Genomic DNA, 22,014 nt, shown 5'->3' with positions numbered 1-22,014 from the left:
GGTTATGATAAAAAAATACTCGCTTAAAGCGTTGCAGACGGCCATTAACGGCGCGCTGGCGCTGGATGATACCATGCCGGAAAAAATTGCCGCCCTGCATGGCAAACGGATAGAAGTGGTTGTTTCACCGCTCGACATTCATTTTTTTATTACCTTTGAAAATCAGCAGCTCCTGCTGTTAGACAGTTGTTCGGAGCATCCCGACACGGTTATTCACAGCAATCCTTTAGGGTTAATCCGCTTAAGTTTCCTGCCGGCCTCCAAAGCGCGCTCCCTGTTTAATGATAAAATCAGGCTCTCAGGCGATACGGAATTGGGTTATCAGGTTAAGAAGCTGTTTGATGAACTTGACATTGACTGGGAGGGGCATCTTGCCCACTTTACGGGGGATGTGATCGCCCATCAGCTGGGCTCTTTAGTGAAACGCGGCCGGGCCTTCACCAACCATTTTACACAATCCATGCAGCATAATATAAACCATTACCTGCATGACGAGTTAAGGCTTTTCCCCTCTCGGGAGGAAATCGAGGATTTTTTCAGGGACATCGATGAACTGGGGCACGACGTGGAGCGTCTCATGGCACGAATTAATTTACTAGCGGCCGCCTATGAAATCGATTAAACAAGTTCTTCGTCTGCTTTACATTAACTGGGTTTTGGCACGTAATGGCCTTGATCAACTCATCGTCTCCATTCATTTGTTTGCACCGTTTCGTTTCATCGTCTACCTCAATCCCTGGACCTGGTGGCGCCGCCAGCCCTTAACGCGCGGGGAAGCCTTGCGTAAAACCCTCGAAGAACTGGGGCCTATTTTCATTAAATTTGGTCAGGCGCTATCCACTCGGCCCGACATTTTGCCAGCAGACATTGCTTTGGAGCTTTGCAAACTACAGGATAAAGTGCCGCCTTTTCCCAGTGAGCAGGCACTGACCATCATTGCAGCCGCCTATGGCCGCTCAGCCTTTGATGTGTTTGCTGAATTTGACACCCAGGTGCTGGCCTCGGCCTCCATGGCCCAGGTGCACGCGGCCCGCTTAAAAAGCGGTGAAGAGGTGGTGGTGAAAATTTTGCGTCCCAACATGCGCAAAGTCATCGAAAACGACTTAAGCATCATGCACACCATTGCCAATTTTGCGGATCGGTACTGGCCGGAAAGCAAGCGCCTTAAACCAAAGGAAATCGTTGCAGAATTTGAACACAGCCTGCTCAATGAACTGGATTTGCAGCGTGAGGCGGCCAATGCCGGTCAATTGCGTCGTAATTTCTTCAATTCACCGCTGCTCTACATTCCAGAAGTGTTCTGGGATTACACACGGGAAAATATCCTGGTGATGGAGCGCATTTACGGGATTCCCGTCGCCGACGTAGCAACCCTTCGCGACTACAGCATCGACATTAAAAAGCTTGCCGAGCGTGGTGTTGAAATTTTTTTCACTCAGGTTTTTCGCGATTGCTTTTTTCACGCCGACATGCATCCCGGCAATATCTTTGTATCCACGCAGCATCCCAACGACCCACAGTACATCTGCATTGATTTTGGCATTATCGGTACGCTCAATGAGAATGACAAGCGCTACCTGGCTGAAAATCTTTATGCTTTCTTCAACCGCGATTACCGCCGCGTTGCCCAATTGCACGTGGAATCAGGCTGGGTTGCGCGAAATACCCGTATTGAGGAATTTGAAAGCGCCATTCGTACCGTCTGCGAACCCATTTTTGAAAAACCATTAAAGGACATTTCCTTTGCCCAGGTCGTCTTGCGTCTATTTCAGGTGGCCAGGCGTTTTCAGATGGAAGTTCAACCGCAACTGGTGTTATTGCAAAAGACATTGCTGGCCATCGAAGGCCTTGGCCGGCAGTTGTATCCTGAGTTGGATCTTTGGGCTACAGCCAAACCCTTTTTAGAAAAATGGCTTAAAGAACAAATTGGTCCCAAAGCGTTTTTTGCACGGTTAAAAGAAAATCTGCCTTTCTTTGCGGAACAACTTCCACACATGCCGCGATTGCTTAATGACCTTCTGGTACTCAGTAAAGAGGAGAAAATACGCTCATTAATGCTTTCCGCCGACAACCCTCCGCAAAACCGGCAACAGGCATGGAATAAAGGGCTTGGGGCTGGTATTTTCAGCGCCATGCTGACCATCAGCGCACTCTGTTTTCTTGACTTGATTGAGCCTGATAAAATAGCGCCCGTTGCTTTGATTGCCGCCCTGGTTGGCGGTATGATAATGTTAGTTAACCGCACAAACAGGAGTGAATGATGGGGCTAAGCGGAGTGAGTCCTTTGTCGCTGTTGCTTATTTTGTTAATCGTCATTGCCCTTTTCGGCACCAGCAAACTTAAAAACATTGGCTCCGACTTGGGCAGCGCCATTAAAAATTTTCGTAAGGCGCTCAATGAAGACGACGAAAAATCATGACCTCGGGTGAACTCCTGCTTACCTTAATCATTGCGCTTCTGGTATTCGGCCCGAATAAACTTCCCATGCTCGCCGGCCATCTCGGCAAGCTGTTTCGCTTTCTCAATCGCCTGAAAGCCCAGTTGAATGACTTCTGGCAAGAGCAGTTGAAAGAGCAGCAACTGCTTGAAAACACCAAAAAGGCGGAACAGGCTGATGCCCTGTATCAGGAGGAAGAAAAAAAGCAGTGATCATTTGTTGATATAGAAATCCGCAAAGTCAGCCAGCAATTTTTCGAGATTGGCCACCAGATTGTCATAATGTTCGTGCTGGACCAGGGTATTGCTCAACTTGATGGTGCCGCGATGCAGAGTCATCAATTGTCTGCCTCGATAGTTAAAACGATGGTTATTAAATTTATCAATCGGCGACCGCTTTAATTTTTTATCCAATTGCTCTTCCACCGCTTCCTTAATCCGTTTTTCTCCAAATCCCTTGGCAATCTTATCGCCGATTTCACACAAAACCTCGATATAGATTGTGCCCTTTTTAGCGATGGCACGGATGACAGAAGCCGTTTTGGCTGAGACATGAGACAAGTCGCCAACCGCCTCCCATATTTCGTTGGGAACCTGGGCAAAAGCCAGGTAGTTACTCAAAACCGAAGGACTAAGCCCAAGTTTGTCGCTTAACTGTTCCTGAGTGATTTTTTCAGTTCGCAGAAGTGTGGTGTAAAACATCCCTTTGGAATAATCCGACACGTTTTCTTTTTCATTTTCAGAAACCAGCACCGAAATCGCCTGATTAAACGTTAAGTCTTTTAGCACAGCCTTGACGGGAATATTATAGAGTTTGCAGGCTGACCAGCGGCGATACCCGGCAATAACGATGTATTTGGCACTCGGGTCGCTTTTGGGTCGAAATTCATCGGAAGCCCTCACAATCACAATAGGTTGACACTGCCCCTTGTGCTTGATGCTGAAGGCCAGTTCTTCAATGTTGCCGATTTCAAAGGCTTTTCGGTCTCTGAATTCCCATGTGTCGATTTCCTTACAGTTCAGTTGGATAATGCGCTCAACGAAACCAAGTTCCTCTTCTGCATTCTGCATGCGTTCACATAGAATTTCAGATAAAGAATAACTTTGCATAACCTTTTCTCCAACCTTGGGCTGCCCCCTGTCCACGTGTTTTATATCGGGCTTTCTGCCCATAACTTTAATCTACGCCTTGAAGACGGCTGAAGACATAAGTTTGCACAAATTTATTAAATTTTATACCATATTGCTCAAGAATGCCTGTCCACCGCAAAAAATAACGCTAAATGAAAGGCCAATAGCTTGACTTATAAGCAGATTTCTCTGCATACCCGGCTTTGCGTGCTATAGTTGATAGTAGCCGAGTCAGAATAAGGATTCATCATGGGGCAAAAAGCATTTTCCTCAGATATCCATATCATTACGCAGCAATTGAGTAAAATCATTGATACCCCCATTGAAGACAGCCTGACCCGTCTTGTGAGCTTAAGCAAGCGACTGTTTGATGTACCCATTGTCGCCATCAGCCTGTTTGACGAGAAGCGTCAGCGATTTAATTTAATTAACTCAACAGAGGTGTTTGGTAAAAACAGGGATTTATCGCTTTTTACCCAGTACATTAATGACGACATTCTGATTATCGAAGACACCCATAACGATGAACGGTTCATCAAAACCCCGCTCATTCTTGAAGGGGCAGAAATACGCTTTTATGTCAGTTGCCCCATTTACTGTAAAAAAAGGAAAAAAATAGGGGCTGTTGTGTTGCTCAACAACAAACCAAGAACCTTTTGCCTGACCGATTTGAGCAATCTCAATGACATCATTAAACTGGCTGAAACGGAAATTAATAATTGCCGCCTGTCCAAAGCGCAAAAAATGCTTCTGGATGAAATGACTTATGATCAACGCCTGGATTTCACGGATCAAAAAACCCGGGCCTGGAATTTTACCGGCTTTAAGAAAATACTGGCCTATCAACTCGCTGAAAGTTTGGAAACTCAAAAAGGGTTTGGCCTGGTTACAGTGGACATTGATGGTTTGAAAGCCATTAATGAACACCATGGTTTTGAGGCCGGCGATGATCTTCTTAAAAAAATTTCAAAAACCTTAATGCGTACCTGCCGTGCAGAGGACACCATTGCCCGCAGTGATTTTTCCGATTTCATTATCCTGATTCATACCGACAACACAGCCAACATCCATACTGTCGTTGAAAGAATTCAGCACAACCTGACGCTGATTATTGTCGAAACACCGCACCATCAAATCAATTTCAGCGTAACAATTGGCTATACCTGGTTTGATCCTCAATCCACACGACCTGAATACCTGTTAACGAATGCAGAAATGGCACTGTTAAAAGGTAAACGAGCCGGTCGTAACTGCATCCACTTTTATATCGAGGATGGAGCCTTACGCCTCCTTTCATGTTAAGCCGTTGACCAAACGGGTATTTCTTGTTCATTGTCAAATCAAAAAGAAATAATTATTTACATTTCAGCGTTTTTTAAGTATGATTTTTTACAAATCTTTACTCAATTGTTACTTACCAAAGGTTTTCTTGCTATGACATATTACCTTTACATTCCAATCCCAAGGAAAAAATTCGCCCTTGATCAGCAGGAAGCAGTAAACAAATGGGTAGAACTTGAGAGACAAAAAAATAAAAACGTCATCCTTTGTTATCAAGGAGAAAAAATACCGCCCTTGCCTGCCAGGGCCAAAGTGGGCGTGTGGTTGCATGGAACACCGGGCAGCCTGCCGTCCTCCACGTTTCTGGGACTCGACAGTGAAACTGCCAGACATCTCCCGAGTACATCAAGCCATCTGCGGTTGACCCATAAACAGAAAGACAGCGTGCTTGTACCGCAAATTGCCGATGACCTGGTCAAGGACGGTTTACTGCAAGGATTCAGCGTGGACTCGCAACGCAGTTTGTGCATCAAGCTTTTTTTCTTTGATGCAGGGGCGCAGGCAGGAACGCTGGCGTCAGCGTTTTGTAACTCCTTACGTAAATACGACCAATATCACCAGGGCAACATTCGCATTGATTATTATCCTGGGCAGTTGTCAGAACTTAAAGCAAAACAGAGCGATGAGCCTGCTCATAAATTCATTCGCTTGAATCAAACCGGCGAAGAGGTGCGTGCGAAGACGTTTCGACACACCTTGTATAACAGGAAAGACGCAGCGCCTAAACTGACCATGAGCCAGATCAACGACGTGATCAGACAATACAACGAGTATAAATCGTCTCGTTTGGGCGGGCTGTCAGGACGTTTAGGATTAAATACTTTCTTTTCAAGCGATGCCAGTCTGGCCGCCATTAAATCACTTAAGAATAACGCGCTTTCTGAAACGCAGCGGTTTCATGAGGCCGTGCAGTTTTTAAAGCGATACCCCACAACGCATCTGGCGAAGTACTTACGTCCTGAAGTTGAAGCGTCACAGACAAGCAATAATCAACTGTACAGCGCGCAACCCGCGTTAGGCTAGTCACCAAAACGCGGCTCGGGCCGGTGGCAGTACGGTGCCTTGCTGTGTTTGGCATAATAATCCTGATGGTAGGCTTCTGCAGGCCAGAAGGGGCGAACCTCCAGGAGCCGAGTAGCTACATCGTAACCGCGTTGCCGTAATTGCTGGATTAAACCCTCGATCGTCGCCTTTTGTTCGTCATTATAATAAAACACTGCACTGCGGTATTGCTGGCCCAGATCGGGCCCTTGGCCCGTGCGTTGGGTTGGATCGTGAATTTCAAAAAAGCGCTTGATGACGGCGTGATAATCCAGTTTACTTTTATCAAAAACCACACGCGCCGCCTCGTAATGGCCGGTATTGCCTTGACAAACCTGCTCATAGCCTGGTTCAGGCACATGCCCGCCGGTATAACCCACCTCCACGTTCAACACCCCGGGTAATCGACGCAGGAAGTGATCAATGCCCCAGAAGCACCCCCCCGCGACAATGGCCTCTTCGGTATCCAGCACCTCGCTGTCCGCAACATAATCCAGGGCCGCCGAATTCACACAATGACGCCGATTTTTGGCAGTAAACTGCTCACCGGTAAACACATGACCCAAGTGCGCCTGGCAGCGCTCGCAAACAATTTCAGTCCGCTGGCCATCTGCATCGGGAATCTGTTTGACCGCCTGAACGATATCGTCATCGAAACTCGGCCAACCACAACCGGAATGAAACTGACTTTCTCCTCGAAACAGGGCCAATCCGCAACGGCGGCAGAGGTAGGTGCCCCGGCTTACAGGCTGGGTGTATTGTCCCGTGTGAGGGTATTCGGTGGCTTTGTCGCAGATCACTCGGCGGGCAAGCGGCGTTAAGCTTGCGGTCTTATCGAGAAAAGTGGTCACCAAAGCCTCCTTGAAATCGAAGAGCCGCACCGAGAGCGGCGCTGGTGCGGCTGCTTGCCGTTACTGCACGCGGTTACAGATTTTATCCGCCATGTACCCAATCGCGCCGGCATAGTAGATAGAATTATTGTAGCGCAAAATCATCTTGTAATTGGGGAATGCCAGAAAGACCGGGCCGCCATGCGGTTGAACAATGCTGGCTTCCAATTCCTGGTAAGGCAAGGGTTCGCCTTTTTCAGTGCGAACGCCAAGCGCATTCCACTCACTGACCGGTTTGACGATGGATTTACCTTCCAGAGTATAATCAAATTTCGCAGGCAATTTCACCCGGATAGCCCAGGGTTGCCCTGTCTGCCAGCCGTTCTTCTTCATGTAATTGGCAATCGAGGCGAACACATCGGGTTTACTCTCCCAAATGTCTTTACGGCCATCCCCATCATAATCCACCGCATATTCTACCCAGCTTGACGGTAAAAATTGCGGCTGACCTGATGCCCCTGCCCACTCGCCCTTGAAATGATTCAGAGACACATGCCCGTCATTGACAATGTGCAGGGCTAAAAAGAGTTGTTTACGGAAGAAGTCAGGTCGATTGGAATCATAAGCCAGGGTCGCTAATGACTTAATGACCGGGAAATTGCCCATGTAGGTACCGTAACTGGTTTCCATACCCCAGAATGAAACAATAAAGCAGGGATCGACACCAAATTGGGCAGCCACCTCGTCCAGGATAGCCTTGTTTTTGGTGTAATTCTTTTTACCCATGGCAATGCGGTAATTGTCTGCGCGGGTATTTAAATACTTGGTGAACGTCAATCGATGTTCCGGCTGAGAGCGTGCCAGACTTTTCACCTGACGGCTTGGTTCCCGGATATCAGCAAAGGCTTCATCAAACAACTCGGCTGAGATGCCTTGATCCAGGGCCTGCTTACGCACTTCAGCAACCCAGGATTGCCAGCTTTGCTGATTCGCCATGGCCGCCGAGGCTGAAAGCAGCCAACAGGCTGCGAGCAAGCACGTCAATTTATTCATAACCTTCCCCTTTCTCATTGATCTTCTAGTCAGCCATCATTCGTAGTCTGTTTTGCACCGACTAAACTATAAAAACGTAATTTACAGGCAAAAACCTTGCCTGTTTTACTCCAGCACGGGTTTTAAATGCGGCCATACATTGTCCAGAATGCGCTGTTGCGCCCGTTCATTGGGATGAAGACCGTCTTTTTGCATCAATTCATTGTCACCTGCCACGCCATCAAGAAACATGGGAACTAAAATTATCCCGTAAGCTTTTGCCAATTCAGCATAAACCTGATTAAACTGGTCAAGGTAACGCGAACCGTAGTTGGGCGGCAGGAGGGTCGCAAGCACAATGACTTTAGCGCCGGTTTTCTGGCTGGCAATTACCATTTTTTCAAGATTGTCTTTCATCTGCCTCACCGGCAGGCCGCGCAGGCCGTCATTAGCCCCTAACTCGATAATAATGACCTCTGGTTGATATTTTTGCAATGCCGGCTTTAACTTTCGCAAACCATTACTGGTTGTATCCCCGCTGGTACTGAGATTAATGATGCGGTAGGACTGATATTCCTGCTTGAGTTTTTCACTCAGCAGTACGACCCAGCCTTTCTGGATATCAATTCCGTAGCCGGCGCTTAGGCTATCCCCAAGAACCACAATGTTCTTTGCGTAAAGGGGTGCTATGATCAATGCAAAGAGAACAAGACCTGTGTGCAGAGGTTTCATGTCGCCTCCAGAGACGTTAATTCGATTACAGAATGTCCATTTCACCGTGCCCAGTGGTGATCAAATAGTGCCTATTTTGAAAGATATTAATCTGGTAATCAAGGCAGGAGCCACCATCGCCATTACCGGCGCGTCAGGCTCTGGAAAAACATCGCTGCTTAATTTAATGGCAGGCCTTGATTTACCCACCTCAGGGCAAATTTATTATGACACTCAGGATATAACTATAGCGGATGAAGACCAGCGTGCCCAATTGCGTGCCAGGAATATAGGCTTTATTTTTCAGTCCTTCCATTTATTGCCCAACCTGACCGCGTTGGAAAACGTGTTATTGCCCCTGGAAATTAACCGCCAATACGATGACCCGTTGCCAGTGGCCACGGCCTGGTTATCTCAAGTGGGCTTAAGCCAGCGTGCAGGCCACTACCCGACCCAATTATCCGGTGGGGAGCAGCAACGGGTAGCTATTGCCCGCGCCTTTGCGATTTCTCCCCGCATTCTGTTTGCAGACGAACCTACCGGCAACCTGGATAAACAAACGGGCCGAACCATCATCGAGTTGCTGTTTGAACTGAATCGCTCCCATCAGACGACCCTGGTGATTGTGACGCACGACGAAGAACTGGCCAGGCGTTGTCAGTGTCATTGGCCGCTGGTGGATGGTCAACTGCAATGCTGAAATGGCCCTTGCCGATTAAAGCCCTAAGCCGTGACTGGCGAAGCGGGGAGTTAACCCTTTTATTCATGGCGCTGGTCATTGCTGTGGCCTGCATCAGCGCATTAAATAATTTCACCTATTCAGTCAACCTCCAATTGCAACAGGGTGCAGCCAGTCTGCTGGGAGCTGACGTGGTGGTCACCAGCAATGCCCCCATTGACCCTCTATGGATTAAAGAAGCTAAACAACGAAACCTCACCCAAACCGTCAGTCTGACTTTTCTCAGTATGGTGGAGCACGATGACCAGTTGCAGTTAGCGCAGATCAAGGCCATCTCACCGCTATACCCTTTACGGGGCTCGCTGACCATAGCCTTACGAATGGATGATGCCGAAGGTCACATCGCCCATGCGCCGCCCCCGGGCGAAGTCTGGCTCAATCCCCGTCTGTTGCCCCTGCTCAACGTCACTCTCGGCGAGACCATTCATATCGGCGCAGGCGCATTCCGGGTGGCCGGCATTATCCGTCAGGAACCCGGCCAGACGGGCGACTGGTTTTCTTTTTCGCCGCGCATCCTGATGAATCAGACCGACATTGATAAAACCCAGGTGATTAGACCCGGAAGCAACCTCATTTACAGTTGGCTCCTGAAAGGCAACCCGGACAAACTCGCACAATTGCAGGATCTGCTTCAATCTCAGCTCACCGATCAGCAGCAGTGGCTTGATAGCCAAAACAGCACGCCCGCCGTCAGCCGAACCATTGAGCGCACCTTAAATTATCTGCACCTGGGAACCCTGATGAGTCTGGTACTTGCGGGTGTGGCAGTCAGCATGGCCTCGTTACGCTATTGTCAGCGTCATTTAAAACAAGTGGCCCTGTTGCGTTGTTTCGGCGCGTCTGAAAAGCAGGTGATTACCCTTTATCTCATTGGCTTAAGCCTTCTCGGCTTTTTGGCCAGTTTGACAGGGGCGCTCTTGGGCTATGGATTGCAGCCTTTACTGGTTCAGTGGTTGGGCGGCTTATTGCCGGATGTTAAACTGCAAATCCACGCAATCCCCTTCGTCTTTAGTCTGTTAAGCGGCATGCTCCTGCTGCTCTGTTTTTCTTTGGGTAATATCTGGGCATTGCGCCAGGTGACAGCCATTGCTATTTTCCGCGAGCAGCATCACATCGGGCAAAACAGCGCTTACCTGACTTACGGCTTAGCCTTATTACTGCTTGCTCTGCTGGCCTACCTGTATACCCAATCCTTAAGCATGACGGTCGCTGTGCTGATGGGGTGTGTGGCCTATGTCGGCGTCGTCATTGCCAGCTTATGGTTGATTTTTGGGCTGATGAAAAGCCAGCGGGCCATACCGCTGAATTGGCGTTTTGGGTTTAATAACATTGCCCGCAATCTCGAAGACAGTGCCCTGCAGGTGGTGGGCATCGGCCTTGCCCTGACTGCCATTTTATCCCTGTTTCTGCTTAAGAATGATTTGTTGGCCAATTGGCGGCAACAATTGCCGGCCAATACCGCGAATTATTTCATCATTAATGTCGAACCCTCGCAATTGAACGACCTCCATTCGTTGCTTCAACAGGAGGGCATCCAATCAGCCGCTTTTTATCCTGTCGTACGCGGGCGATTGATTGAAATTAACCATCAGCCTGTAAAAAACCTGTTTGGCGAAGAAACCAAAAACATCAATGCGTTGCAACGGGAGCTTAATTTATCCTGGACTGCAGAACTCCCCGAGGGCAACGACATTACTGCGGGCCGCTGGGCTTTAAACCTCGATAAACCCTGGGTCTCCGTCGAACAGGGTGTGGCGAACCGGCTTAGGTTAAAAACAGGCGACCGTCTGACTTTTCAGCTAGGGGACAGCCAGATGCAGGTTGAGATCAGCAGTCTGCGCAAAGTGGACTGGACCTCGTTTAAACCCAATTTCTTTATGCTGTTTAAACCGGGGCTACTGGATGCGTTTCCCCATACGCTGATTACCAGCCTGTATGTGCCGCCTGAACAACAAACGGTTCTGATTAAACTGGTGAAGCAATTCCCTAACGTCAGCCTCATCGATGTGGCGAATACCCTTAAGCGTATTCAAGCCATCATCACCAGTGCAGGGAATGCCGTCAGTTTTATTACCCTCTTCGCATTATTGGCAGGTCTCGTGGTGGCGGCACTGGCTATTCTGTCGTTCAGCAGCAGCAAACAGCAGGAAACACAAATCCTTAAACTGTTAGGTATGCGCCGTTATGCCCTGCTTTGGATACGCAGCAGCGAGGCATTCATTATTGGCGGTTATGCAGGATTTCTGGCCAGTATTACAGCAATAGCCATTAATAGTTACCTGGCTTCAGCCCTGTTGGATATTTCATTTTCCATCCCCTGGGGCATGGTGCTTTTTGTGCCGTTCGCGACAGCCGCAGCGACCGTGGCAATTAATATTGCAGTTCAACGCATGCAATACAATCACTCGACCCGCCTCCGTATCACTCATTGAAGACGGGCATGGATTCGTGCAAATTATCCCACAACTCTGATATTGAGCGTGTCGCCGGAAGCAGGTTGAGAGCAGAGGGATGTATCCGGAATCGTACTGTTGGGGAGGTAAGTTTTGCAGACGACAGGCCCCCCGGAAACACCGCTGCCAATCTCACTGCCTACAACGATTATGTGCAATTGGCAGGATTGCCCCGGTGCCAGGGTAAACGGCGCGTCGCATTTGCCAGGCAGACCCGCAACCAGCGCAAGACCTGGCCTTGGCACCATCACCAGGGTTCTGGTAATCCGAGTGTTATTGGTGACTTGATAAATGACCTGGGTAGCGCCATCCGAGGTAATAACCGGCTGTCCCCGCTCAATCACAAAAAAAGAAAATTTAGGCTGTGCTCCCGCCAGTGCATCCATTGAGAGCAAGCCTAAGAAAACCAGTCCGATAAAATGAATTATCCCTCGCATTTCTTAATCCTTTTAGAGTAAATACGTCGCGCTGAATTGCAGTTGATGGGTATAAAGATGCGTTTCCTTGAATCGATCATTCACACTCTGGCCAATGGCCGCACCCAATTGGCTTTTGCCTAAATCGGCAAACTCATACCCCAGGCCCAGTTGCCAATGTTTGTTCAGCGGCGCCTGCAAACCGGCACCGACCGTATAGGCAAAAGCGGTTGTGGTGTTGGAAGCAAACGGCGGTGCAGGGACTTCTTCAAAAATCTTGGGCGTTAATGACCAGTCGAAGGAATGATTGAACGCCACAGCCACACTACCGCTCAAATAAGGGGTAACCCAATAGCCAAAATCACCCAGCAGCTTGCCTTTTAAGCCAACGCGGCCATGATTAAGCTGGTAGCGGTAAACGAAATTGTTAAAATTCGGGTCGCCGTCCTCGAGGACATCGCCGCGCAATTTGGCATTGCCAGCGTAAGCGGCGGCAATCCCGAACTGGCTGTAAATCTGATTGGTCAGCAGGCATTGAATTCCAAAGAAAACTTCAGCCGTGCCAAGAACGCGCGTTTCACTGTCGCCAATGTAGGTTTTTAAAACATCGGGCTGCAGCGTCACAGTCTGGGTACTTCCTGAAGAATACCAGGCAGGCCCTGCACTCAGGGTAATTACTTTTTGACCATTGACAACCGGGTTATTCAACAGGCCATCAGCAAATGCATGCGCACTTAAAAAACAAGCAGCACTGATTAGCCATTTCTGTTTTATCATCTCAGCTCTCCCTGCGACTAAATTTATGAATATAGACGCTATGTTCGGTTGCGCCATGCGAGATGTCAAGTAAAGTTTGCCGGCATAAGTTATTAAAAGTTAATAAATTAAGGCCAAGAGGGATGAAGCCAATCAAAAGTCGGTGTATGCTAATGGAAAGTCACTGAATTTTGTTAGCCATGGCATTATTGCACCTTGATGCTGAATTGCTCCATTCTGCAGTTATTCATGCGTGTTACACCCTCATCCAACAACGCGAATCACTGAATGCCATTAACCTGTTTCCGGTAGCCGATGGCGATACGGGTGATAACATGGCCGCCACCGCAAGAGCCATCGTCATACATGCCAAACCAATGACCAGCATGGAGGCAACATGCCGCGCCATTGCAGATGCAGGCATATTGGGGGCACGCGGCAATTCCGGCATGATTTTTTCACAGTTTTTTAATGGGCTTTTAGACACCACGATGCCGCCGCAACTGGATACGCGGTATTTTGCGGCCATGGTCAGCCGTGCAGCAGCCAGCGTGCGCGCCGCCATTGTTAATCCGGTTGAAGGCACTATCCTGACGGTCATGGAAACCTGGGCCTTAGCCCTCGAACACGCAACCGTGCGGACCTCTTGTTTCAACCAGTTAATGATTGAAACCGAGCCTCCCCTTGAAGAGGCTCTGCAAGGGACTGCCAATACGTTAACGGTTCTTAAGGAAGCGCATGTGGTGGATGCCGGCGCCCTGGGATTTCGTCTTTTTGTGAGAGGATTCGCAGAGTTTTTGGCCAATCCCCTGCAAAAGCGGGAAACAATCGATCTCCTGCACTGTGAATCACATCATGAAGATCAACCCGTCAGTGGCCAACCACCTGTTACCCGTTATTGTACCGAGGCCATGTTAGTCGGCGAGGGAATTGACAAAGCCGCCATCACGCAGGCTGTTCAGGACAAAGGCGACAGTATTGTACTGACAGCCAATTCCCGCATCTGCCGTCTGCATCTCCACTGCAATAAACCCTGGCAGGTTTTTTCTTCCCTGCAATCGTTAGGCAAAGTGCAATACCCCAAAGTCGACGACATGCTTCGTCAATACGAAATTATCCACCAGCGTCAATACCCCATCGCCTTAGTCACTGACACTTGCGCCAATATCCCACACGACGTGGCTGATCAGTATCAAATCCATTTTATCACCATCAATGTCCATTTCGACGGCCATGATTTACTGGATCGCTATTGCCTGGACGGTGAAAATTTTTATGATCATTTAACTCAATCCGTGGTTTACCCGACCACATCGTTTCCCGCCCCCGCTTTAATAGAAGAAAAGCTGCGGCATCTTTCAGCGCATTATGAACAGGTGTTGGTTATCAGTGTGGCTAAAGCGTTAAGCGGCACACACGATGCCATTGTCAAAGCGAGCCAGCCGTTTGCCAATGTTCACGTGATTAACTCCCGCCATGTCGCCGGCAGCCAGGGTCTTTTACTGAATCACGCCGCGGAATTGATCGCTGACGGACACAGCATTGAGGCAATTAAACAGTCTCTGCAGGATAAAATTGCCAAAACGAAAATTTTTGTCATGGTCAACCAGTTTGACTCCTTAATTCGTTCGGGACGGGTCAGCAAATTGAAAGGCATGCTGGCGCAATTTTCTGGTGTTAAGCCGATCATCAGCCTGGACGAAGAAGGAAAAGGCATCATCCATGACAAAGCGTTCAGCGAAACGAAAGCCTTAAGCAAACTGGTGTCGCTCATTCAGGAGCAGGCCAGTGACAAGGGTCTGGATAACTATTGCATTATTCATGCGGGCGTGCCGGAAAAGGCGGAAGAATTTGCCTTAATGACTACGGAAGCCTTTGGTTATGAGCCTGCCTTCATCGAGCCGGCCTCCACGGCCATCGGTCTTCATGCAGGCAAAGGCAGTATTGCCCTGGCCGCCATTGTGAATTAGGCCGCTGCTTCCCCGGCTCTTTGCCGGGAGCGTAGAATCCAGGCAAGGATTAAGCCATAAAGCGGCACAAACGACACCAGGCTAATGAGCCACTTAAACACCAGATCGACACTGGCAATTTCCAACCAGTGCTGGCTTAAAAACACGTTGCTGCTGTGAAAAAAGGCAATGAAGAAAAAACAATACGTGTCGAGCACATTCCCCCAGGTCGTGGAAAACGTGGGCGCAATCCACCACGGCTTCTTTTGACGCAGGCGCTGAAACAATAGAATATCGCTTAACTGACCACAGACGTAGGCAACAAAACTGGCTAAGGCAATGCGCAGGGCCATGGCGTTGCCGGCAACCAGGGTATGGTAAGTCAGCACATTGGAAATCAGGTAAGAGCCCGCCAGGCCAGGGAGCATGGCAAGATAAATAATCCGGCGCGCTGTGGCTGCTTCGGTAAGACGGACGGTTAAATCGGATAAAATAAAAATCAATGGGTAGCTTAAAGCACCCCAGGTGGTTTTAAATCCGGCCACATCAAAGGGGTATTGCACCAGCACATTACTTAAACAAAAAATGAAAACATGGGCAACAAGAAGCAGAGTGAAGTACCGTTTATTCATGACAATTGAATGAGAATGCCTTGGCCTCTCTTTCTTCATCAACCCCCTGGAGGGAGGTCAATGTTTCTTCTATCCTGCTTTTTAATTCCAAAACCCGCGATTGGCGGCTGCTTAATCCATTGCGTGCATAAAGCCAGACATCAATCGCATGCAAAATCTGCTGTAAAGCCTGTTGTTGATCAATAATGATGGAGTTGGAATACCAGCGAATGGCTTTATCGAGTTCTTTGGTGGCATCGGAGCGCCAGGTCAACCAATGCAGTTGGCTGTGTTTTTTCCACCAGCTGTAGAGTGTTTCACCACTGGATGGGAATGAAAGAACAGGTTGCTCCCTGTCTAAGGATTGCGTTAACCGGAGGGGGTTGGGCTTTGCCTCCGCCTTGTTAACCCTGCCGTCTTCCGTGGTCTGTATTTCCTTATCAACCTTCTTAAGGAGTTCTTTGATGACCCTGTGACGATGCGACGGTAATTTATTAATGGTGTGCATGTGCTGCCAATTCAGGATCTGAGTCCGCAGCAATTGCAAGGCAGCCAGTTTTTTTTCTATTAAATGCCTTTCCTGAGTCGTCAGTAAGGATGACAATTCGGTGATGCTTTTATCCAGCAGACTGGTTTGATAACTGGGGAAAAAACGCCCCGTGAGGGTTGGGTGTTTTTCTTTTTTCCACCAACTGAAAATATCATCCTTCCACTCCTTGTGATTTACTGTTGATCCTAAAGAGCTTAAATCAGGCATAATTGATCATATTGGTTAAGTTAGCGCAATAATAACACAAAATAAATTTTTTACAATACTTTACACTTTTGTTACTTTTAAACGGTTTTTTATAAATTTGCCTTTTATGATAAGGTGTTACAGCCAAAAGATGTGGATTTAATTATAAGGAAATAAAAATGTCTGGTTTTTTTAATAACGCAATAAATACCCTCAGACCCGCTGCCTACTCGTCTTCCTCCGGACATCGACACACGCAGAGGGTTCAGGCTGTCACCGAAATTTTAGGTTCCGGCCTTCAGAATCTTGATGTCAAAGCCGTCATCCCCGCTAAATTCGCACAAATATTGATCGCACTTTTTGCCATGTTCCGTACGGATACCCATGGCAGTGAAAAGGGGGTGCAATTTTTGCAGTTTGCATTGGCAGCTACACAACTGGGCTTGATTATCGCACTGTTTGCTGAAGACAATACCTGTGATGACGAAAACAACGCGCTATGTAAATCAAAACTCCTGGTGGACTTGTTTTTTGAAGGACTCCTTGCCTTCTCCTTCGCCCTGGCGGAAGCATCTAAGGACGAAGCCAGCGCACCGTCAAATACCCCACCGGATCAGTCAACGGTACACGATCCATCCGAGTTACCCAATCATGTTTCTATCAATATCAGGGACAAGGATAGCGGTAAAGTACCCACGACACTGATTACCGAAGATGATGAAGAAGCTCAAAAGAGCACTCATGAGTCTGAGGATGAAGACGGCCTTGAGAATAAAAATACCTTCAAAGCCTAAACGGCAGCCGCCGCTCAGATCTGGGCGGCATCAATAACCAGCGCATTGTCCTCATCCTCTGGGTAGTCTTCACTGTCCAGGTTGACGTTGTTCAGTGCGTTACGCAGGTTGTTCAGTTTTTTAAGCGACTGGGTTTCGGTCAAAAAGAGCGTTGGTTTTCCCGTTTTCTTTTTCATGATTTCAACCGCGATAAAATAACCAATCACCAGCATCAGGATTCCAGCCAGGATTTCTTTACAGCCACGATGATCTTCAAAAGTTTCGACACACCCATCCATCAGATGCTGGGTTTCGTCTTTCAGGGTTTTTAACGCCTGCTGGTCGGTTTTATTGCTGCGATAATATTCCTGCAGTTTCGAACGGACGTCGATGGCTAACTGATTAGCCTTGTCGCTGGCGACCGTTTTGCCGCGTTCGTGTAAATTTTTAGCCTTGTCCTCCAGTTTCATCACTTGCAGTAAAACCGGTTCCATCCATTTTGTCCGCCGCTCGTATCGCTGCTGTTGCCGGGTAAGCTCTGATTGATGCGCCTTTTCAATGCGCATGATTTTCTGCTTATGCTGTTGCTGTAATTTGTCCATTTCCAGGGTGGCTTTGAGGCTGTTTTCCTGCGTCAGTTCCTCATAAAACGCATCCTGCAGCTTCATTTGCATACTAAGCGTTTCATTAGCCATCTGTACTTTCCCAAGCTCCTCTCGGAACCGCTGCACGGTGGACGCAGGATGCAGTTTGGGGGCCTGCTGTAAACTGTTTTTGCCCTGCTCAATGGCCTCATTTAAAAAATCCATGGCTTTTTCGTTAACGTCTGCACCCAGCATCAGCCAACTGCTTTCCAATGAGGGTGTTTTCGAAACCTCGGCATAACAGGCTTTTAATTTCTGCTCGGCTACGTCTAACTGCCTGCAATACTGTTTGATGTCTTCATCATCACTGACATATTCCGCAGTAAAATACTCACGCACCAGCCGCAACTTCTGCAACAGTTCCACGGCTTCAGCCTGTAAACTGTCCAGGCGCTGTTCAAGCAGGATTTCCTTCTGGACATTTTTTAATTGGGGATCAACGCTCAATTGTTTAGTAAATAAAGCATCAATTCGTTGCATCGCCGTGATGTAGGTGTCTGGCAACCCTTTTAAGCCCATTATTGCCTTTACTTTCACCGAAAAGGCCTGATAAAAACTGGCATCTCCCTGCTGTAATCGGATAATCATCGCCAACAACTGATTCTGCAGAAGCAATATTGCTTTATTTTCGTCCAGATTGTTGGCCGCAATAAACGCATCATAAACCCGATGCAGGTAGGTAGTGAAATCCAGGGCGATAAAACTTTTTACCTCACGCTCGCCCCTTACCGCTGACGCAGGTTTTACCAATAGCTGCTTCATCAGGGAGTCGATTTTGCCTTGTTGACTGTTTCCCTGAAGCTCAATTAAAAACTGCTTTATTTGAGGCCAGTTTTCATCGGTTAATTTAACCTGCATCGCGCCGTATTTATCTGGCGGAAAGCATTGTTTTTCGATCATTAATTTGGCCTGGTAAACAGGATCGCTGAAATACAGCGAACCGGCGGCAGTATAAACGTCCGAGGCGCCAAGCAGCGAATGCCCCTGGCCAAATTGATCGGTACCGTACTGTTCATTGTCCACAGGGCCTGATTCGCCCCACAAAAGGTGCAGGGCCGATGTAGAGGGCGCACTTTGTTCGAGGCCTGCCATGAGCAATTGCTTTTCATCGTAGCGGTGAAAATACAAATGGCCACTGTAACCATTGGCGGTGATGGTTTTCTGGTTGGCATTCCGTTGTCTTTCTCCCCCCATGGCGATGTTCACGCCAAAATCACGGGCTGTTTTAAGGTAAGTCGGCAGTTGCCCGGCCAGACCCAACATCAGGCCTTTTAATTCGACAATGGCATTGGACTTGTCCCGATCCACGCCGTGGGTGGCCGAACGGGAAACCACAGCACTGTCGTCTTCGGGCAGAGGGAAAAACGTTAAAAATTCCTGCCGGTTTTCAAGGGATAACCCTTTATAATCAAAGATAATGCGGCTGGCATGGGAAAGGTAATCGATGACGCTTAATTGATCGGTCGGAGGTTCCAGTGCTTCGCTTTTGCTCAAATAACCACGGACGCGAAACTCACCCCGGGCAATGCAGGCCGCCATCAGTTGCGCCATCTGGACGGCTCGCTTGTCGGTTTGGCTGTACTTGAAGGTATTAGCCCACTGTTCAGCGACAGCCTTTTGGTCTTCGTCAATACTTCGTGCAACAATCTGCTCTTTTAACAGCATCGGTTTTTATTCAAATTATAAACAGACTGGGCAATATAACAGACCCGGCTTAACTCTTCCTTAAGTTGAATGCTGCTTAATGAACATTGCTAAACCAGATGTTAATGCTTTCCACCATGGTTGGATGGGCAAACATCATGTCTCGCAGCACCGGATAGGGTAATTTCATTTCCATCGCCACCTGGAGAACGCCTAAAATTTCTCCCGCCTCCGCACAGAGGATAGAAACCCCGAGAATTTCGTCCGTATCGGCATCGATGACCGCTTTGAGCATGCCCGTTGTTTCCCCCTGGGTTTTTGCACGGGGAATCATCGCGGCCTGGATTTTGGCAATTTTAACCGCACGGCAGGATTGACGCGCTTCCGTCTCGGTCATGCCCAGGCGTGCCAATTCAGGATCAAGAAACACCGTGTAGGGGATTAAGCGGCCATGTATACTGCGTTTGTTGTCAGGATGGGTCAGGTTGTATTTCACCAGGCGATAATCATCCCAGGATAAATGGGTAAATTGCGCACCACCCTTCACATCCCCTAAAGCCCAAATGCCATCCACTGAGGTTTCGAGGTAATCATTGACTTTCACAAAGCCGCGCTCATCCACGGCCACACCAGTGCGATCAAGGCCTAAACCAGCGGTATTGGGGATGCGCCCGACCGCCGCCAGGATATCACTGCCCGCCACGTTGACCGATTGCCCCGCGTGGTAAACGTCAAGCATCACCTGTTTACCTTCTTTCAACACTTGATTTATTTTGGCATCGATCAGGATCTGGATCCCTTCGTGCTGAAGCATGGTTTGCACCTGCTCGGCCACATCCCGATCTTCGCGTGCAAGAAAAACCGGTGCCGCTTCAATGACGGTGACCTGCGAACCAAAGCGGCGAAAGATCTGCGCAAACTCCAGACCAATATAACCGCCGCCAATGATGATTAAATGAGCCGGCAAATACTCACTGTTCATCAGGGTCTCATTGGTATGGTAATGAACCTGGGACAAACCGCTGATGGGGGGGATGAAGGGCAAAGCCCCGGTATTGATAAAGATGCGATCGGCTGTGATGCGTTCTGTTTTTTTGCCATCCTGCGGCTGCCCGAAAGTCACTTCAATGGTCTTGTAATCCACAAAGCGGCCGCGGCCCAATAATAAATCCATTCCGGAATCCAAAAATTGTTTTAAATTGGCATCCCGCATGCCTTTCACTACCGCCTGCTTGCGGGCACGCAGGGCCTTGAAGTCCACCGGCTCAAGATTAGCCTGTAACCCATAGGCCTGGGCTGTACGGCAGTAATGGGCTATTTTGGCTGATTTAACCAGTGTTTTTGTAGGGATACACGCCACATTAATGCAGGTGCCGCCAATCTGATTATCTTCAACCATTGCTACATGCTGGCCGCTTTTTGCCAAATCCATCGCCAGGGTTTTACCCGCCTTGCCGCCGCCAAGAATGATCGCATCGTATTTACTTACCATTGGAAATCTCCGCCTTATTCACCAGAGTTTAATGAATGACGCCGTTCAATAGTCATTACGGGCCTTGAGTAATTCCTGCAAAGGTTTCGGCAGCAGGGATTGTGCCCTTTCAGTGAGCGAATGCTCATGTTTCTGCCATAACGTACCAAGATAAATAATGAGAATGCCGATGGCTGTGAGTGACACAGGGAAGAACGCACTGTCTTTAAATACATTCCATGCCAGGTGCCCTAAATAAAAGGCACAGCCCAAGGCACCAAAAATCACAAAGACTTTCCTTACCAGCACCACGCCAATACCTATCATCAGCAGATTAATGCAGAAATAAAAAAACTTGGATAATTCGCTGTCAGAATTTTGCGAGGACAACCCGCCCCAAAAGGCTATCACTCCAAACAGGTATAACCAGAACGCATAATCGCCGGAATGACGTGAGCGCACATCAACCCAAAAAGCCAAAAGGACAATAGCCAATCCGAAATACATGGACACCAGGGCACGCAGTTCAAAATCAAAGGCATTTTCGCCAGCAATCAGAGCTGTGATGTCCATTGACAGGTACCAGAGTGTGACGGCAATGGGCATCACCATAAAGGGATAGCGATAAATCCACGCCAGAATGACGCCCACCGCCAAGGTACCCAGTTCCATGAAAATCCAGTTCCATTGCACGTAGCGATGGTAATCGCTGTAGGTGCTTTGATCGGGCCACCAACCCATGGCCACCTGCAAACCGTAAATGGCCAACGGCGTTAAGCAGATAACAAAGGTGGCACAGATGCCAGCCGGCACATGCAATTCTTTTTTTTGACAAATCGCAGCAAGACAAAGCCCCAGAATGGCATAGAGAACGGACAGGTAAAAAATCCCCCAACCGCCAAATGCCTCCCAACTCAGATTCATAAATAAAGTCATCGCGCCAATGGCTAACAGTCCGCCAAGGTAGTAAAGCACATTGGTCAAATTAAATGCAGGCCCCTGATTGGGCTGCTTCTGCAGGAATTCAAACAACGCCTCCGCCTGCTCTCTGGAAATAATGTTGGCATCAACGGCTTTGTTTAACACCCCATGCGATATTTTCATCACGCCTCCAGACCAATAGAGCAAGCCTTTTTCCTCTTTAGAGTATAGATAGCTTTATAAAAAGTGCTTGATTAATTGACATAAAGCGAGGAATCACTTTGCTTTTTAGGTTTGCGAACTTCTTGTTCATTGACTAGATTTACTATTATTTATTCATTTTCTACAAAATAAGGCGCTACAAAAATAAAGGATTATT

At 48.2% G+C, this 22,014-nt stretch carries 21 protein-coding genes; 10 read left to right on the top strand and 11 right to left on the bottom strand.

Going from position 1 to position 22,014, the window contains the following annotated elements; genetic code table 11:
* The first annotated feature begins 4 nt into the window (after window positions 1–4).
* Genes Lrub_RS13925 through Lrub_RS13910 form a run of 4 tightly spaced genes read left to right on the top strand, consistent with a single transcriptional unit; the run spans window position 5 to window position 2,649 of the window.
* Complete coding sequence (locus tag Lrub_RS13925) at window positions 5–622, top strand: ubiquinone biosynthesis accessory factor UbiJ (protein WP_058532698.1); 618 nt, start codon at window positions 5–7, stop codon at window positions 620–622.
* The gene (gene ubiB, locus Lrub_RS13920; protein ID WP_058532697.1) at window positions 609–2,261 is read left to right on the top strand and encodes a ubiquinone biosynthesis regulatory protein kinase UbiB; all 1,653 of its coding nucleotides are present in this window, start codon (window positions 609–611) and stop codon (window positions 2,259–2,261) included. The genes Lrub_RS13925 and ubiB overlap by 14 nt, the downstream gene beginning before the upstream one ends.
* A complete protein-coding gene (tatA, locus tag Lrub_RS13915; protein WP_058532696.1) occupies window positions 2,261–2,419 on the top strand; it encodes a twin-arginine translocase TatA/TatE family subunit in 159 nt (52 codons plus the stop codon). Before ubiB ends, tatA begins: the two co-directional genes overlap by 1 nt.
* Window positions 2,416–2,649, top strand: coding sequence for a Sec-independent protein translocase subunit TatA/TatB (locus Lrub_RS13910; RefSeq protein WP_058532695.1), 234 nt, complete (start codon window positions 2,416–2,418; stop codon window positions 2,647–2,649). The genes tatA and Lrub_RS13910 overlap by 4 nt, the downstream gene beginning before the upstream one ends.
* Here the strand turns inward: Lrub_RS13910 and Lrub_RS13905 are convergent, their stop codons facing one another.
* The gene (locus Lrub_RS13905) at window positions 2,650–3,546 is read right to left on the bottom strand and encodes a ParB/RepB/Spo0J family partition protein (protein WP_162263148.1); all 897 of its coding nucleotides are present in this window, start codon (window positions 3,544–3,546) and stop codon (window positions 2,650–2,652) included.
* A 270-nt stretch (window positions 3,547–3,816) separates the two neighbouring features.
* On the opposite strand from Lrub_RS13905, the gene Lrub_RS13900 reads away from it, so the two are divergent.
* Window positions 3,817–4,869, top strand: coding sequence for a sensor domain-containing diguanylate cyclase (locus tag Lrub_RS13900; RefSeq protein WP_058532693.1), 1,053 nt, complete (start codon window positions 3,817–3,819; stop codon window positions 4,867–4,869).
* Window positions 4,870–5,001: 132 nt separating this feature from the next.
* Window positions 5,002–5,931, top strand: coding sequence for a hypothetical protein (locus Lrub_RS13895; RefSeq protein ID WP_133134103.1), 930 nt, complete (start codon window positions 5,002–5,004; stop codon window positions 5,929–5,931).
* Here the strand turns inward: Lrub_RS13895 and Lrub_RS13890 are convergent.
* From Lrub_RS13890 to Lrub_RS13880, 3 genes are all read right to left on the bottom strand, one after another.
* Window positions 5,928–6,800 (bottom strand): bifunctional methionine sulfoxide reductase B/A protein, encoded by an 873-nt coding sequence (locus tag Lrub_RS13890; RefSeq protein WP_058532691.1) that lies wholly within the window; start codon window positions 6,798–6,800, stop codon window positions 5,928–5,930. The two genes, Lrub_RS13895 and Lrub_RS13890, sit on opposite strands and share 4 nt — an antisense overlap.
* A gap of 60 nt (window positions 6,801–6,860) precedes the next feature.
* A complete protein-coding gene (locus Lrub_RS13885) occupies window positions 6,861–7,775 on the bottom strand; it encodes a lytic murein transglycosylase (protein WP_237760830.1) in 915 nt (304 codons plus the stop codon).
* Window positions 7,776–7,937: 162 nt separating this feature from the next.
* Window positions 7,938–8,543: an arylesterase gene (locus Lrub_RS13880; RefSeq protein ID WP_058532689.1), complete on the bottom strand. Its 606-nt coding sequence runs from the start codon at window positions 8,541–8,543 to the stop codon at window positions 7,938–7,940.
* A 67-nt stretch (window positions 8,544–8,610) separates the two neighbouring features.
* On the opposite strand from Lrub_RS13880, the gene Lrub_RS13875 reads away from it, so the two are divergent.
* Window positions 8,611–9,222 (top strand): ABC transporter ATP-binding protein, encoded by a 612-nt coding sequence (locus Lrub_RS13875; protein WP_237760821.1) that lies wholly within the window; start codon window positions 8,611–8,613, stop codon window positions 9,220–9,222.
* Window positions 9,216–11,693: an ABC transporter permease gene (locus Lrub_RS13870; RefSeq protein WP_058532687.1), complete on the top strand. Its 2,478-nt coding sequence runs from the start codon at window positions 9,216–9,218 to the stop codon at window positions 11,691–11,693. Before Lrub_RS13875 ends, Lrub_RS13870 begins: the two co-directional genes overlap by 7 nt.
* Window positions 11,694–11,716: 23 nt before the next feature.
* Here the strand turns inward: Lrub_RS13870 and Lrub_RS13865 are convergent, their stop codons facing one another.
* Both Lrub_RS13865 and Lrub_RS13860 read right to left on the bottom strand, forming a co-directional pair.
* Window positions 11,717–12,151, bottom strand: coding sequence for a hypothetical protein (locus Lrub_RS13865; protein WP_058532686.1), 435 nt, complete (start codon window positions 12,149–12,151; stop codon window positions 11,717–11,719).
* 12 nt (window positions 12,152–12,163) lie between these two features.
* Window positions 12,164–12,907 (bottom strand): outer membrane protein, encoded by a 744-nt coding sequence (locus Lrub_RS13860; RefSeq protein ID WP_065235777.1) that lies wholly within the window; start codon window positions 12,905–12,907, stop codon window positions 12,164–12,166.
* 179 nt (window positions 12,908–13,086) lie between these two features.
* Between Lrub_RS13860 and Lrub_RS13855 the strand changes: the two genes are divergently transcribed.
* Window positions 13,087–14,856 carry a DegV family protein gene (locus Lrub_RS13855; protein ID WP_058532685.1) on the top strand — a complete coding sequence of 590 codons (1,770 nt, stop codon included), beginning with the start codon at window positions 13,087–13,089 and terminating at the stop codon, window positions 14,854–14,856.
* Here the strand turns inward: Lrub_RS13855 and Lrub_RS13850 are convergent.
* Entirely contained in the window at window positions 14,853–15,467 is a 615-nt protein-coding gene (locus tag Lrub_RS13850; protein ID WP_065235776.1) for a queuosine precursor transporter, read from the bottom strand. The two genes, Lrub_RS13855 and Lrub_RS13850, sit on opposite strands and share 4 nt — an antisense overlap.
* Entirely contained in the window at window positions 15,460–16,203 is a 744-nt protein-coding gene (locus tag Lrub_RS13845; protein WP_058532684.1) for a hypothetical protein, read from the bottom strand. Before Lrub_RS13845 ends, Lrub_RS13850 begins: the two co-directional genes overlap by 8 nt.
* Window positions 16,204–16,361: 158 nt before the next feature.
* Here Lrub_RS13845 and Lrub_RS13840 point away from each other — a divergent pair, with 158 nt between their 5' ends.
* Entirely contained in the window at window positions 16,362–16,976 is a 615-nt protein-coding gene (locus tag Lrub_RS13840) for a hypothetical protein (RefSeq protein ID WP_058532683.1), read from the top strand.
* Window positions 16,977–16,990: 14 nt separating this feature from the next.
* On the opposite strand, the gene Lrub_RS13835 is transcribed toward Lrub_RS13840, so the two are convergent.
* The 3 genes from Lrub_RS13835 to Lrub_RS13825 all read right to left on the bottom strand — a co-directional run bounded on the left by Lrub_RS13835 (window position 16,991) and on the right by Lrub_RS13825 (window position 21,818).
* Window positions 16,991–19,264: a hypothetical protein gene (locus tag Lrub_RS13835; protein WP_058532682.1), complete on the bottom strand. Its 2,274-nt coding sequence runs from the start codon at window positions 19,262–19,264 to the stop codon at window positions 16,991–16,993.
* A gap of 76 nt (window positions 19,265–19,340) precedes the next feature.
* Complete coding sequence (locus Lrub_RS13830) at window positions 19,341–20,735, bottom strand: mercuric reductase (protein ID WP_058532681.1); 1,395 nt, start codon at window positions 20,733–20,735, stop codon at window positions 19,341–19,343.
* 45 nt (window positions 20,736–20,780) lie between these two features.
* Window positions 20,781–21,818, bottom strand: coding sequence for a hypothetical protein (locus tag Lrub_RS13825; protein WP_058532680.1), 1,038 nt, complete (start codon window positions 21,816–21,818; stop codon window positions 20,781–20,783).
* Between the last annotated feature and the right edge of the window lie 196 nt (window positions 21,819–22,014).

Source organism: Legionella rubrilucens, from assembly GCF_001468125.1.
In the GTDB taxonomy this organism is placed as follows: domain Bacteria; phylum Pseudomonadota; class Gammaproteobacteria; order Legionellales; family Legionellaceae; genus Legionella_C; species Legionella_C rubrilucens.
Note: the sequence above shows the minus strand (reverse complement) of the source record. Positions and strands in the feature narration are given on the sequence as shown.

What these genes read in the sequence shown, in the direction of transcription:
- Lrub_RS13925 (WP_058532698.1), top strand. Translation starts at nt 5, where the DNA reads ATGATAAAAAAATACTCGCTTAAAGCGTTGCAGACGGCCATTAACGGC.
- ubiB (WP_058532697.1), top strand. Translation starts at nt 609, where the DNA reads ATGAAATCGATTAAACAAGTTCTTCGTCTGCTTTACATTAACTGGGTT.
- tatA (WP_058532696.1), top strand. Translation starts at nt 2,261, where the DNA reads ATGGGGCTAAGCGGAGTGAGTCCTTTGTCGCTGTTGCTTATTTTGTTA.
- Lrub_RS13910 (WP_058532695.1), top strand. Translation starts at nt 2,416, where the DNA reads ATGACCTCGGGTGAACTCCTGCTTACCTTAATCATTGCGCTTCTGGTA.
- Lrub_RS13905 (WP_162263148.1), bottom strand. Translation starts at nt 3,546, where the DNA reads ATGCAAAGTTATTCTTTATCTGAAATTCTATGTGAACGCATGCAGAAT.
- Lrub_RS13900 (WP_058532693.1), top strand. Translation starts at nt 3,817, where the DNA reads ATGGGGCAAAAAGCATTTTCCTCAGATATCCATATCATTACGCAGCAA.
- Lrub_RS13895 (WP_133134103.1), top strand. Translation starts at nt 5,002, where the DNA reads ATGACATATTACCTTTACATTCCAATCCCAAGGAAAAAATTCGCCCTT.
- Lrub_RS13885 (WP_237760830.1), bottom strand. Translation starts at nt 7,775, where the DNA reads ATGGCGAATCAGCAAAGCTGGCAATCCTGGGTTGCTGAAGTGCGTAAG.
- Lrub_RS13880 (WP_058532689.1), bottom strand. Translation starts at nt 8,543, where the DNA reads ATGAAACCTCTGCACACAGGTCTTGTTCTCTTTGCATTGATCATAGCA.
- Lrub_RS13870 (WP_058532687.1), top strand. Translation starts at nt 9,216, where the DNA reads ATGCTGAAATGGCCCTTGCCGATTAAAGCCCTAAGCCGTGACTGGCGA.
- Lrub_RS13865 (WP_058532686.1), bottom strand. Translation starts at nt 12,151, where the DNA reads ATGCGAGGGATAATTCATTTTATCGGACTGGTTTTCTTAGGCTTGCTC.
- Lrub_RS13860 (WP_065235777.1), bottom strand. Translation starts at nt 12,907, where the DNA reads ATGATAAAACAGAAATGGCTAATCAGTGCTGCTTGTTTTTTAAGTGCG.
- Lrub_RS13855 (WP_058532685.1), top strand. Translation starts at nt 13,087, where the DNA reads ATGGCATTATTGCACCTTGATGCTGAATTGCTCCATTCTGCAGTTATT.
- Lrub_RS13850 (WP_065235776.1), bottom strand. Translation starts at nt 15,467, where the DNA reads ATGAATAAACGGTACTTCACTCTGCTTCTTGTTGCCCATGTTTTCATT.
- Lrub_RS13845 (WP_058532684.1), bottom strand. Translation starts at nt 16,203, where the DNA reads ATGCCTGATTTAAGCTCTTTAGGATCAACAGTAAATCACAAGGAGTGG.
- Lrub_RS13840 (WP_058532683.1), top strand. Translation starts at nt 16,362, where the DNA reads ATGTCTGGTTTTTTTAATAACGCAATAAATACCCTCAGACCCGCTGCC.
- Lrub_RS13835 (WP_058532682.1), bottom strand. Translation starts at nt 19,264, where the DNA reads ATGCTGTTAAAAGAGCAGATTGTTGCACGAAGTATTGACGAAGACCAA.
- Lrub_RS13830 (WP_058532681.1), bottom strand. Translation starts at nt 20,735, where the DNA reads ATGGTAAGTAAATACGATGCGATCATTCTTGGCGGCGGCAAGGCGGGT.
- Lrub_RS13825 (WP_058532680.1), bottom strand. Translation starts at nt 21,818, where the DNA reads ATGAAAATATCGCATGGGGTGTTAAACAAAGCCGTTGATGCCAACATT.